The sequence below is a fragment of the Ilumatobacter fluminis genome (assembly GCF_004364865.1).
GTDB classification, from domain to species: Bacteria; Actinomycetota; Acidimicrobiia; order Acidimicrobiales; family Ilumatobacteraceae; genus Ilumatobacter; species Ilumatobacter fluminis.
Map to the genome: position 1 here is coordinate 2,155,251 of NZ_SOAU01000001.1, position 12,262 is coordinate 2,167,512.

12 protein-coding genes are annotated in these 12,262 nt (G+C 68.8%); 4 read left to right on the forward strand and 8 right to left on the reverse strand.

Annotation, left to right across the window (positions count from 1 at the left end):
* Positions 1-3: 3 nt before the first annotated feature.
* Positions 4-1,872, reverse strand: a complete 1,869-nt coding sequence (locus BDK89_RS09780; RefSeq protein WP_133868778.1) for an SGNH/GDSL hydrolase family protein — start codon at positions 1,870-1,872, stop codon at positions 4-6.
* Positions 1,873-1,985: 113 nt separating this feature from the next.
* Here BDK89_RS09780 and BDK89_RS09785 point away from each other — a divergent pair, with 113 nt between their 5' ends.
* Positions 1,986-3,194, forward strand: coding sequence for a cytochrome P450 (locus BDK89_RS09785; protein ID WP_133868779.1), 1,209 nt, complete (start codon positions 1,986-1,988; stop codon positions 3,192-3,194).
* Positions 3,195-3,257: 63 nt separating this feature from the next.
* On the opposite strand, the gene BDK89_RS09790 is transcribed toward BDK89_RS09785, so the two are convergent.
* The 4 genes from BDK89_RS09790 to BDK89_RS09805 form a co-directional block, all read right to left on the reverse strand.
* Positions 3,258-4,949 (reverse strand): M14 family metallopeptidase, encoded by a 1,692-nt coding sequence (locus BDK89_RS09790; RefSeq protein WP_133868780.1) that lies wholly within the window; start codon positions 4,947-4,949, stop codon positions 3,258-3,260.
* A 94-nt stretch (positions 4,950-5,043) separates the two neighbouring features.
* A complete protein-coding gene (tal, locus tag BDK89_RS09795) occupies positions 5,044-6,153 on the reverse strand; it encodes a transaldolase (RefSeq protein WP_133868781.1) in 1,110 nt (369 codons plus the stop codon).
* 38 nt (positions 6,154-6,191) lie between these two features.
* Positions 6,192-8,150 (reverse strand): transketolase, encoded by a 1,959-nt coding sequence (tkt, locus tag BDK89_RS09800; protein WP_133868782.1) that lies wholly within the window; start codon positions 8,148-8,150, stop codon positions 6,192-6,194.
* 50 nt (positions 8,151-8,200) lie between these two features.
* Positions 8,201-8,614 carry a hypothetical protein gene (locus tag BDK89_RS09805; RefSeq protein ID WP_166657494.1) on the reverse strand — a complete coding sequence of 138 codons (414 nt, stop codon included), beginning with the start codon at positions 8,612-8,614 and terminating at the stop codon, positions 8,201-8,203.
* 37 nt (positions 8,615-8,651) lie between these two features.
* On the opposite strand from BDK89_RS09805, the gene BDK89_RS09810 reads away from it, so the two are divergent.
* Positions 8,652-9,197, forward strand: a complete 546-nt coding sequence (locus BDK89_RS09810; RefSeq protein ID WP_166657495.1) for a class I SAM-dependent methyltransferase — start codon at positions 8,652-8,654, stop codon at positions 9,195-9,197.
* 18 nt (positions 9,198-9,215) lie between these two features.
* On the opposite strand, the gene BDK89_RS09815 is transcribed toward BDK89_RS09810, so the two are convergent.
* Genes BDK89_RS09815 through BDK89_RS09825 form a run of 3 tightly spaced genes read right to left on the reverse strand, consistent with a single transcriptional unit; the run spans position 9,216 to position 10,879 of the window.
* Positions 9,216-9,851, reverse strand: coding sequence for a hypothetical protein (locus BDK89_RS09815; protein ID WP_133868785.1), 636 nt, complete (start codon positions 9,849-9,851; stop codon positions 9,216-9,218).
* Complete coding sequence (locus tag BDK89_RS09820; protein WP_133868786.1) at positions 9,823-10,545, reverse strand: alanyl-tRNA editing protein; 723 nt, start codon at positions 10,543-10,545, stop codon at positions 9,823-9,825. Before BDK89_RS09820 ends, BDK89_RS09815 begins: the two co-directional genes overlap by 29 nt.
* 13 nt (positions 10,546-10,558) lie before the next feature.
* Positions 10,559-10,879: a S26 family signal peptidase gene (locus BDK89_RS09825; RefSeq protein ID WP_208294020.1), complete on the reverse strand. Its 321-nt coding sequence runs from the start codon at positions 10,877-10,879 to the stop codon at positions 10,559-10,561.
* Between the two features lie 52 nt (positions 10,880-10,931).
* On the opposite strand from BDK89_RS09825, the gene sodN reads away from it, so the two are divergent.
* Positions 10,932-11,354 carry a superoxide dismutase, Ni gene (sodN, locus tag BDK89_RS09830; RefSeq protein ID WP_133871041.1) on the forward strand — a complete coding sequence of 141 codons (423 nt, stop codon included), beginning with the start codon at positions 10,932-10,934 and terminating at the stop codon, positions 11,352-11,354.
* 351 nt (positions 11,355-11,705) lie between these two features.
* Positions 11,706-12,146 carry a hypothetical protein gene (locus BDK89_RS09835; RefSeq protein WP_133868787.1) on the forward strand — a complete coding sequence of 147 codons (441 nt, stop codon included), beginning with the start codon at positions 11,706-11,708 and terminating at the stop codon, positions 12,144-12,146.
* Positions 12,147-12,262: the final 116 nt, after the last annotated feature.

Here is a 12,262-nt window from a genome sequence, read left to right on the forward strand (position 1 = left end):
CGATCAGCCGGGCAGGGCGCACCAGCCGCCGCGCTCGGTTGCTCCGCCGATGCCGGCGGGACAGGTGCGACGGTCGTACGAGGCGAGCGCCCGAGAGACGTACATCGCCGCCTCGCGAGCTCCCGCGACGGTGAAGTGGACGCCGTCCGATGTCACCCAGTCGGGGTGACCGGCGCTGTAGGCGTTCCAGTCGAGCAGGGTGAGTTCGGGCCACCGTGCCGACGCCCATTCCGTCCGGAGGATCGCGTTGTTCGCGGCGTACGTCGCGGCGTTCGACGCCCCGGCGGGTGAGGTGTAGCCGACCGACTCGCGGTACGTGATCCACACCACCCTCGGGATGCCGACGCGGCGTGCCGCTTCCATGACGCTGACGAACCCCTCGTGGAAGCGGGAAGCGAAGTCGTTGTAGCCGGTGCCGACCACGAGGACGTCGACCGATCCCGGCGTCACACTCAGCACCTCGGTGACGGCGTTGTACGGTCGGTAGCCCTCACGGCCGAAACAGGAGGAGCCGATGAGACGACGGCACGACTCGAGGCGTGCATCGAAGTCGGCCCCCTGGAGGAGCGGGAGGGCCCCGTTCCACCGGATCCCGGCGAACGACGAGTCGGCGACGAACAGGACGCGGCCGCCGGTGGTGGGGACGGGATTGCGGTCGGCCGCAGCGGCCGCCGGTGCGGCGCCGCCGGTGAACCAGCCGAAGCGGTCGACCACGACGTGGGTCCCACCCTGGGCCCAGAAGGTCACCCCGGCGGTCGTGTTGCGCACCAGCGTGGCTGCAGCCGCCGGTTCCGACCACTGGAAGTTGACCGTCGACGTGGCCGGCCGAGTCGAGCCGGCGGGGCCGACGGTGAGATGGCCCGGTTCGGTCGCACCGACCGCCGTGACGTTGAGCGCGACGACCGCAGCGTCAGTGGTCGCCATCGTCTTCGTCAGGGCGCCACCGTCGTGGAGGGGATCGTTCGTCGTACGTGAGTCCCAGACCCTGGTCGGTGACTCGGGGACGAACAGCCCGTCGGTGGAAGCACGGGCGCTGGGACCGGTGAACCATCCCCACAGGTCGACGACGAGGTCGCCCTCGCTCACCCGGTGCAGAACGATGCCGTCGTCGCTGACCGGTGCCAGGACGGTGGTGCCCCGGGTTCGCACGTAGGCGTCGGTGTTGACGACGGAGGCGTTGGGTCTCGGCGTGCCGGCGGGGTGGACGGTGATGTGTCCGGGTGCACTGTTGACCGAGACCACCGAGATCGCAACGCCGGTCGCATCGGCGGGGACGCCGTCGGGGAGCGGCAGGAGCAGATCGCCACTGCCACGTGTCGTGACACGCGACCCCTCGAACGACGTCGGGTCGCGGGTGTCGGCGATTCGGGTGGGAGCGACCGATTCGAGCCGGCCCGCCGACACGGCACCGGTGACCGGGCTGAACGTGCCGTCGAGGTCGACGCTGACCTCGGTGTCGGTGTGGACGTACAGGTCGACGGCTCCGTTGCGCACCACGACGATGGCGGTGTTCGCCGTGGTCCGACCGGCGGTGTAGTTCACGTTCGATGCGGTCGGCCGTTCGGTCCCGGCGGGGTACACGGTCAGGTGGCCCGGACCGGTCGGTTTGGTGACGGTCAGGGTGAGGACAGCCGCCGACAGGTCGGCCGGAGCTCCACAGCGGCCGGCGATCTCGATCCGAAGCGTCTTCGGGGCGACCGTACGACCCGGTTCCTCGCGCGTGTCGAGGAGGCGGCAGGGTTGGTTGGGGGTGTAGGCGGACGCTCCTGCGGCGGGTGCGGCGTTCGAGGTGCCGCCAGATCCGACGGCGGCGATCGAACCGATCAGGAGTGCTGCGGCGACGATGAGCGGGCGGTGCACGCAGCGTGACATACCCGTGACGGTAGGCGATGAAACGGCCGTTCGCCCCGTGGAGGCGGGGAGCCGGCGACTAGATTCGACGTCAACGGCGATCGGGGGGTCGCCGTCGAACGGGGGTACTCACGATGACCGCGACCGAGCCGGTGCAGAACTGGGCCGAAGACTTCGAGATCTTCGACCCCGATTTCGTGCGCGACCCGTACCCGATCTGGGGCGAGCTGCGCGAGCAGGGTTGTCCGTTCGCTCGCACCGAACGTCGGGGTCCGACCTACATGCCGACGACGTTCGCCGCGGTCCGCGAGGTCGCCGACCGGACCGACGACTTCTCCTCGTTCGAGGTGACGGTCGCTCCGGCACCGCCGGCCTACGACAGTGAGGGCAATCGCATCCGCTCGGTGATCACCACCGATGCGCCCGATCACACACCCGAGCGCCGCTTGCTCCTGCCGTTCTTCGCCCCGAAGGCCGTCGAGAAGTATCGCGACCACACGCGCGACCTGTGTCGTCAACTGATCCGCAGCTTCATCGAGGACGGCCGCGCCGACTTCGCCGGCGACTACGCCCGGCAGATCCCGCCGCGCATCATCGCCGCGATCCTCGGCATCGATCCCGATCGCGCCGACGACTTCACCACCTGGGTGCAGGGGGTGCTCGAACTCGGCTTGCAGGACGACGAGATCCGCGAGCACTACGCCAAGATCATCCGGGAGTTCTTTCTCGAACAGGTGATGGACCGGATGGAGAACCCGGGCGACGACCTGATCTCGTTCCTCCTGAACGCCGAACTCGATGGTGAGCCGGTTCCGATGCACGTGATCCGCGGCAATCTCGGACTGATGTTGATCGCCGGGATCGACACGACGTGGAGTTCGATCGGCTCTGCGCTCTGGCACCTGGCGAGCCATCCCGACGACCGCCGGCGTCTGGTCGACGAGCCCGAGCTGATCCCGACCGCTGTCGAGGAGTTCCTCCGTGCCTATTCGCCGGTGACGATGGCCCGTCTGGCGACCCACGACACGATGCTCGGCGATCGCGAGGTGAAAGCAGGGGAGCGGGTGCTGCTGCCCTTCCCGGCGGCGAACCGCGACCCGGACATGTTCGAGCGTCCGGAGGAGGTCATCATCGACCGGCAGGTGAACCGCCACGTTGCGTTCGGTGCCGGCATCCACCGCTGTCTCGGCTCGAACCTGGCGCGGCTCGAGATGCAGGTGGCGATCGAGGAGATGCTGGCGATGATCCCCGAGTTCGAACTCGAGGATCCCGACGCCGTCACGTGGGCCGGCGGCCAGGTCCGCGGCCCCCGCTACCTCCCCGTCACCTTCCCCAACCGCTGAACGGGTCGGGTGTCGTAGGGAACGGCGACGGAGTCGACGTTTCCGGAGATCACCCGACCCGGATCAAGCCAGCTCCACCTCGGTGCGCACCACGCCGGCGCGGTCGTGGACGATCTCGATCGAGCACGTCGTGCCGGCGCTGCCGCGGACGACCCACTCGGCGACGGTGCGGTCGGGGGTGCCGTCGGAGGCGCCACCGAAGGCACGCACCGCGTTCTGCTTGAGTGCCCGGCCGGCCAACTGTCCGAGATCGAGGCGTGGTGAGCCGGTCGCGAGCGAGGCTCCGTCCGGGAGGGTGATCCGACCGATCATGGGCCGCACGTATGCGGCATCGATCGCCCGCTGGGTCACGGAGGTCGTCATCCAGCCGGCGTTCTCCACGACGACGCGGATGCGCCACGTGTCGTCGCCCAACCGGTCGACGATCGTGTCTCGGTGGCGCAGTTGCGGGCTCGACAACGCGAGCCGGAGGGCGAGCGCCGTGTGCGGTTCGACCTCGGCCTCGAGCAGGTGGGCCGGAGGGTTCCGGAAGACGAGTTCGGAGTGCCAGCCGCCGAGCTCGACCCGGCCGAGCTGCGGATGGTCGTACTCGTACCAGTCGACGTAGCCGCCGGGCACGTTGTCGTCGACCCAGGCCAGGAGCTGGAGTTCCTCGTCGATCGGGTGGGTGCGGTACCACTCGAGTGGGTGGCTGTCGTCCAGCCCGGCGGCCTGGAGGGCGTTCCAGAACTCGGTCGTCCACGCGTAGACGCCGAGGTGGTCGTACGCCCAGTCGGTGCCGACGCCCTTGATGACGCTCTTGGGGTGATAGCGGAAGTCGTGGTAGCCGGAGATCGCCGGGTACCCGGTGAGTTCGGTGGCGATGTCGCCGAGCGCCTGGAAGGTCCAGAGGTCGTCGGCGGGCAACGCCTCGTCGGCACGGTCGCTGTAGGCACGGATGTGCACGCCCGAGAAGGTGTGGTACGCGAAGTAGGTGCAGATGTTCTTGCGGTCGGTGATCGCCTTCAGGAGCGCGCCGACCTCGGGTTCGCTGCCCGGATATTCGCCTGCGTCCCAGGGGCCTTCGACCTTGCGCTCCCACTGGAACGGGAACTGCCGGTTCGGGTCGATACCGGCGCGGTATGGGGCGGTCGGGATCCGGACGCCGTCGTAGTCGTGGATCGTCCCCTCGGCGAGGATGCGGTAGTAGGGGCCGTCGCCGTCCTCGTCGAGGTCGCGGGCGACCATGAGACGTGGGTCGTGGGCGTACGGCTTCCAGGCGCCGTTCGGGTCTTCGACGCGCATCTGGAGGATGCGGCCGTCCTTGTCGATGTCGGCGGGAACCAGGCCGGCCTGCTGCTCGGTGTACGGCCACGGGTGGACGCTGCCGCGGACGAACGAAGGGAGTTCGGCCAGGGACAGCTCGGCGCCGTCGGGGTTGACGCGCGGCACGAGGTAGAAGGTGCGGGTGTCGAGCGCTCGGGTGATGCGCTCGTCGGAGCCGTACCCGGCCGTGAGGGTGTCGACCAGGTGGACGATCGCCACCGACGCCGTCACTTCGGACGCGTGGATGTTGCCGTCGATCCAGAGCGCCGGCTTCTCGGCGGGGTCACCGATCTGGTGGTTGGTGACCGTGAGGAGCCAGATGTCGCGGCCCTCGTACGACTGCCCGATCGACGTCTTGCGGACGAGGTCGGGGAACTGCTCGGCGAACTCGTCGAGCCACTCCGTCAGTTCCTCGTACCGTGGATACCGGTCGTACACAGCAGACGTCATGCCCGCTGTCTACCAGAAGGGGTCAGGCACCTTCTGGCGTGCAGCGGTCGGTCGCCGTCGTTTCGTCGGCCAGAAGGTGCCTGACCCCTTCTGGTCAGTCGGCAGTGAGTTCGGCGGCCTTTTGTTCGAGCGCCTCGATGAGTTCGTCGAACGACTTGATGAACGAGTCGACGCCCTCGCGCTCGAGCTGCGCGGCGACGTCGTCCATATCGACGCCGACGTCGGCGAGGCCCTGCCACACGCGATCGGCCTCGTCCATGCCGGCGTCGATCGTGCGGGCGACCGTGCCGTGGTCGGCGAACGCCTCGAGGGTGTTCTCCGGCAGGGTGTTGACGGTGTCGGGGCCGATCAGTTCGTCGACGTAGAGCGTGTCGGGGTAGTCGGGGTTCTTCGTGCTCGTGCTGGCCCACAGCGGCCGCTGCACTCGAGCGCCACGCTCGGCGAGCGCCTGCCAGCGCGGTCCGCTGAAGGTCTCCTGGAAGAGGCGGTAGGCGAGCTTGCCCTGGGCGACGGCCGCCTTGCCGCGCAGTGCGAGGGCTTCGTCGGTGCCGATCGCCTCGAGGCGGCGGTCGACTTCGGTGTCGACGCGGGAGATGAAGAAGCTGGCAACGCTCGACACCTGCGACAGGTCGGCGTCGGGGTCGTCGGCGAACTGCTCGAGACCGGCGATGTAGGCCTCCATCACCGATGCGTATCCGTCGAGGGAGAAGATCAGGGTCACGTTGATGTTGCGACCCTCGGCGATCATCTGCTGGATCGCCGGCAGGCCGGCCTCGGTGCCGGGGATCTTGACCATCAGATTGCGGCGGTTGAGCCGCTCGTGCAGCTGCCGGGCGGCTTCGGTCGTGCCGGCGGAGTCGTGGGCGAGGCTCGGGTCGACCTCGACCGACACGTAGCCGTCGAGTCCGTCGGTCTCGTCGTACACACGGGAGAACACGTCGCAGGCGCCGTGGATGTCGGCGAGCACCATCGCCCAGTAGTCGTCGATGACGGGATGCTCGTCACCGGCGAGCGCACGGAACTGCTCGTCGTAGTCGGCCGAACCCTGGATCGCCTTCTGGAAGATCGACGGGTTGCTGGTCAGGCCGCGCACGCCGCGGTCGCGCAGGTCGGCGAGTTCGCCGGAGGTGAGGTAGCTGCGCTTCAGGTTGTCGAGCCACGGGCTCTGGCCCTGGTCGTTCGAGAGTGACTGGAGTCGGTTCATGGGTGGGTTCTTTCCTGTCGTTCGATGGGGGCGCTGGGTCAGTCGGCGAGCAGTTCGACGAGTTCGGCGGCACGGGCGACGACGTGGTCGACGTTCAGGCCGAGCTTCTCCATGACGACGTTGCCGGGAGCGCTCGCACCGAAACGTTCGATGCTGACGACGTCGTCGGCGTACTTGTGCCATCCGAGTTCGACGCCGGCTTCGACGGCGAGGGTCGGTACACCGATCGGGAGCACGGTGTCGGTGTAGTCGGCGTCCTGCTGATCGAAGCGATCCCACGAGGGCATGCTCACGACCTGGGTCGTGGTGCCGTCGGCGGCGAGGCGTTCGGCTGCCTCGACGCAGAGGGCGACTTCGCTGCCGGTGGCGACGAGGACGATGTCGGGGTCGTCGGCGGAGCGAACGATGCCCGCGCCGCGCTCGACGGCCGAACCGTCGGTGACGACGGTGATGTTCTGGCGGCTGAGCACGAGTGCGGTCGGTCCGTCGTGGCGGACCGTGTCGGCCCATGCAGCGATCGTCTCGTTGGCGTCGGCCGGCCGGATGACGTGGAGGTCGGGGATGGCCCGCAGGGTGGCGAGGTGTTCGACCGGCTGGTGGGTGGGGCCGTCCTCACCGACGCCGACCGAGTCGTGGGTGAACACGAACACGGCCTTGGCGTGTGACAGCGCCGAGAGGCGGACCGGCGGACGCATGTAGTCGAGGAACACGAAGAACGTGCCGCCGATCGGGATGACGCCGCCGTGGAGGGCCATGCCGACCATGGCCGAACCCATGCCCTGCTCGCGCACGCCGTAGGCGATCTGTCGTCCGCCCGGCGCATCCGCCGCGTTCGTCGTCTGACCGTTCAGCTTGGTGCCGGTGTTGCCCGTGAGGTCGGCGGCGCCGGAGACGAGACCGGGGATCTTGTCGAGCGTGGCGTTGAACGCGGCGTTGATCGCCTTGCGGGTGGCGACGCTGTCGCCCTGGTCGTAGGTGGGCAGGTCGGCGTCCCAGCCGTCGAGGCCGGTCTGGTTCCAACAGGCGGCCCACTCGGGCGATTCGATCGTGTCGGCAGCGCGGGCTTCCCAGGCGGAGCGGGCGGCGGTGCCGCGCTCGGCGGCCGTACCGCGGTAGGCGTCGACGACCTCGCTCGGCGCCCAGAACGGTTCGTCGGGGATCCCCATGACCTCCTTGGTGCGGGTCACGTCGCCGGCGTCGAACGCGAGACCGTGGGCCTCGTGGTCGTCGGTGTGGTCGGGCGAGGGAAAGCCGATGTGCGAACGCAGCACGAGCAGCGAGGGCCGATCGGTCTGCTTCGCCGCTTCCAGCGCCGCTTCGAGTGCGTCGAGGTCGTTCGCGATCTCACCGAGGTCGACGACGTCCCAGCCGTAGGCGCGGAAGCGGGCGGGGGTGTCGTCGCTGAAGGCGAGTTCGGTCTCGCCGTCGATCGTGATGTGGTTGTCGTCGTAGACGCAGACGAGCTTGCCGAGCTGCAGGTGCCCGGCGAGCGACGCGGCCTCGTGCGACACGCCCTCCATCAGGCAGCCGTCGCCGGCGACGACGAAGGTGTGGTGGTCGACGGCGTCGGTGCCGAACTTCTCCGACAGGATGCGTTCGGCGAGCGCCATGCCGACGGCGTTGGCGAATCCCTGACCGAGCGGACCGGTGGTGACCTCGACGCCGGCGGTGTGGCCGGCTTCGGGGTGACCCGGCGTCTTCGACTCGAACTGGCGGAACGCCTTGATGTCGTCGAGTTCGAGACCGACACCGCTCAGGTACAGCATCGAGTACTGCAGGATCGACGCGTGGCCGGCGGACAGGACGAACCGGTCGCGGTCGGCCCAGTTCGGGTCGGCCGGGTCGAACTTCATCACCCGGCTGTAGAGGACGTGGGCCAGCGGTGCGAGCGCCATCGCGGTGCCCTGGTGGCCGCTGTTGGCGGCGAGCGGGGCGTCCATGGCGAACCCACGGATCAGATTGACGGCGTCGCGGTCGAGTTCGGGGGTGAGAGGCATCACCTCCGACACTACTGGCCGCGGGCGCGACCCGACATGGGCCGATCGCGTCAGGCGGCGGGCGGCAGCAGGGTGAACGGCACGACGTGCCAGGGGCCGCGGTCGACGCGGCAGTGGGCGAACACCTGCCCGTAGTCGGGGAACTCGAGTTCGCCACGCACCAGGCGGTAGGTGAACTTGCCGGGTTCGACGTTGAACGGGCTGACGTTGCGGGCCAGGTGCTCGCCGGCGTCGGGACGTTCGGGATCGTCGAGGTCGGGGCGGAAGATCACCTCGAACACGCCCTGGCCCGTCTCGCCCTCCGGGCAGAAGATGAGCGCCACGAGGTGCGGCGAGATGGTGAGCGGGGCCGGTTCGGGGGCGGCCATCGAGAACATGGCGCCGGTGAGGTCGAGCCTGGTGGACGGGCCGGGAGCCTGTCGCATCTCGAAGTTCTCGACGAAGAGGGCCGACACGATCTGCATGGGGCCGAGGGTAGCGGTGACCTGCGAAGATGGCCCGGTGCAGGCGGACGCAGAGCGTTGGAACGGACGGTACGACGGCAAGCTCACCGGCGACCCGTCGATGCCGAAGGGCCTCGGCGGGGTGCGACTCGAGCGCGGGCGCTGTCTCGACGTGGCGTGCGGATTGGGTGCCCAGTCGTTGTGGGCCGCTCAGAACGGGTTCGAGGTGGTCGCCGTCGATGCGTCCGACGTGGCGATCACCGCCCTCAACTCCGCTGCCGTGCAACTCGGGATCCGCGACCGGGTCGACTCGCGGGTGATCGATCTCGACGAGGGGCTGCCGAGCGATGTCGGGAACAGCTGCTCACTCGTGATCTGTCAGCGGTTCCGCGACCCCGACCTGTACGAGCAGCTGGTGTACATGCTCGAGCCGGGTGGCGTGCTCGTGATCACCGTGCTGTCCCAGGTCGGGCTCGACGGCGAGGGCGGCGAGTTCCATGCCCCGCCGGGGGAGCTGGTCGACGCGTTCCGCGAGTTCGACGTGACGATCGAACGCCACGTCGAACTCGACGGTGAGGCCACCCTCGTCGCCCGCCGCCGCTGAGTCGCACCGATCCGGCGTTCAGCGCTCCGGCGGGTGGATGGCGACGTGGACCGTGACGATCGACGGGCGTTCGGGCGGGTCGCTGAAGCCGACACCGACCGGCTTGCGGATCGGGACGACTTCGCCGAGGTCGACGCCGTCGAGGGTTCCCGACGCCTCGGTGATCCAGCTCCAGCCGCGCGACTGGTACCACTCGCGCACGCCGGTCGGGCTGACGCCGTAGGTCTCGACGCCCATCAGGCGACGGGCGATCGGCGCCTCGACCCAGCGGGTGACCCACCGTGGCCGTGGGAACGGGATCGGACGGCGGCGGCCCGCCGTCATCGAGAGCTGGAGCCCGTGGCCGGACACGTGCGTATGGGTGGCGTCACCGTCGACGGTCAGGGGTGCCACGTGGACCTCGTCGAAGGCGTAGATGGAGGTGATGAACTCGGCGGCTCGCTCGTCGTTCACGAGGAGGCGACGGGTGCCGTCGGTCGTGACCCACATGACGTCGACGAGGCGGCCGACAGGGGAGCGATGCCAGTTCCCGACGACGAACCGGTCGCCCGACTCGAACGCGACGGAGCTGATCGTGCCCCGCACCGCTGTCGGTTCGGCGACGAGCGGATGGACGTCCTGCGGTTCAGGCGTCGGCGAACTGGAAGCGGACACGTCGGTTGTGGCGACCCTTGTTCTCGACCTTGGTGATGGCGATCGGCCGGGACTGGCCGGTGTTGGTGAGGTGGGTGCCACCGCAGGCCTGGCGGTCGACGCCGTCGATGTCGATCACGCGGAAGGTGCCGTCGTCGGTGGGCGGCGGCGCGACCGACTTGCTGCGCATGAGGCCGCTCTCGGGTGTGGCTTCGGTGACGGGGACGTAGATCGAGTCGACGGTGAGGCCCCGGGCGATCACCGCGTTGATCGGGTCGGTGAGTGCACGGAGGCGGTCGTTGTCGACCTCGGGGAGGTCGAAGTCCATCCGGCCCTTGCCGTCGCCGGTGATCTGGGCACCGGTGACGAGGGCGCCGGCGAACTCGTCGAAGACGAACGCGTTGAGCACGTGGCTCATGGTGTGGAGCGAGGCCACGCCGAGGCGGTGGTCGGCGTCGACGGTGACCTGCACGCTGCCGCTCGGTTCGGCGGTGGCGTCGTCGAGGACGTGCCACCAGGTGTCGCCGTCGAGTTCGACGTGGGTGACCGCGGCACGACCGCCCGACCACTCGATCGCGCCGATGTCGCTCACCTGCCCGCCGCCACCGGGATGGAACGCCGAGCGGCTCAGGGCGACGGCGCCCGGCCGCACGGCGACGACGTCGGCGTCGTGCTCGTAGAGATCGGGGTCGGTGTGGCACAGGTAGATCGCCATGGCCGGGAGTCTGTCACCGGCGGGCGGAGACGGTCCACACGACGCGGAACGAGCCGGCGATCGGCACGTCGCCGAACACGCGGGAGTCGACCGCACCGGCGTCGGGATTGTCGGAGACCGCTTCGAACCGGTCGCCGCGCACGTGATCGACCCGCTTCACGAGCCAGAAGCCGGGCCGCATCGGGTGCTCGAAGACGCGGATCTCGCCGCGCCGGGCTCGGCTCGATCGGACTGCCAGGAGGCCGTCACCGGGCCGGAGGGTCGGTTCCATCGAGGCCTCGACGACCTGGAAGCGGCGGATCGGCCAAGTTCGGCCGGGTTGCCTTGTCGCCACGTTTGTGAGTGTAGGTTGCGGGGTAACCGTCCCCTCGATGAAGGAGAAATCGATGCTCAGCCGTCTGTTCGCCAATGCGACCGAGGCCCACGCTCACTGCGACCTCTACTGCGGTGTCTACGACCCGGCGCAGGCCAAGATCGAGGCCCTGTCGTGTCTGAAGACCATCCAGAAGTACCACGACTCCGATGACGAGCACTTCAAGACCCGTGCGATCATGGTCAAGGAGCAGCGCGCCGAAGAGGTCAAGCATCACCTGATGGTGCTGTGGGCCGACTTCTTCACCCCCGATCACTTCGCCCAGTTCCCGAACCTCCACCAGATGTTCTGGGACGCCATCCACGGCGCCGGCGACGTCAAGAAGAGCCTCGACGCCGCCCCGGCCGAGAAGCTCCTCGAGCAGATCGATGCCATTGCCGACGTCTTCTGGCAGACCGAGAAGGCGAAGGGCATGGGCGTCTACCCGCCCAGCTGATCCGCCCGATCACCACCTGAACGATCGACCGACGGGGTCGCGTCGCCGCAAGGCGACCGGCCCCGTCGTCGCGCCCGGGGGCCGGGCGGGCGGGCAGACGCGTCCGCGGACGCGTGCCGTCGCGCAGCGAGCACGCGCAGCAACGCCCTGACGAGAAGACCGCCCGCCGACCGCCGCCTGCCCCCGGATTAGGCTGGGGCGTCGGTGCGGGGTGGGATGCGCCCCAGCCTAATCCGGGGGTGCGACAAGGTTTCCTGAGGAGTCGCACCCGCCGGCCCCGATCGATGAGTGCCGGTACGTGCGCGTCCGACCGCATCGTGCACCGAACCTTCTGATCGGGTCGCGTGCGGCGTGGCGCTTGCCGTGTGGGACCAGATCAGGCATTCTGCGCTAGTGGAAGAGGCGGTTGTGGAAGTCGACACGGTGACGCTTGCGGGCTTCGTCGAAGGGTCCGACGACATCCTGAACCCAGAGTTCTTCGCGGCAATGGCGGTTCGTCTTCATGACGGCGAGTGGCCGATCGATCGGCCCGAGGCTGCAGCCAGCCCAGATGCTGGAATCGGAGTTCGCCTCCCACGACCTGGGCAGGTCCAGGCTGCAGAGACCGAACGTGCCGGACTTGCGGCCGCGACCAGATTGCTCCATGACTTGGCGATGGTGACGCGATCAACCCCGGTGACGGTCGCGGTCGAGTACGACGGCGAGGTCATCGGGTGGATCTCGGACGGCCAACTCGACGAGAGCCTTGAGGTTGGATTTCTCGGCGAGTGGAGACGTGCGCTTGATGCCTAACTGCCGATGCGAGAGCCGCGACGGTCTCGCTCTGTTCGGAACTCGATCGATCAGAACTGCGGCTGAGGAAGCACTTCGACCCCACGCGCTAACCGGCAGTGTGAGCGGGTCTTGCT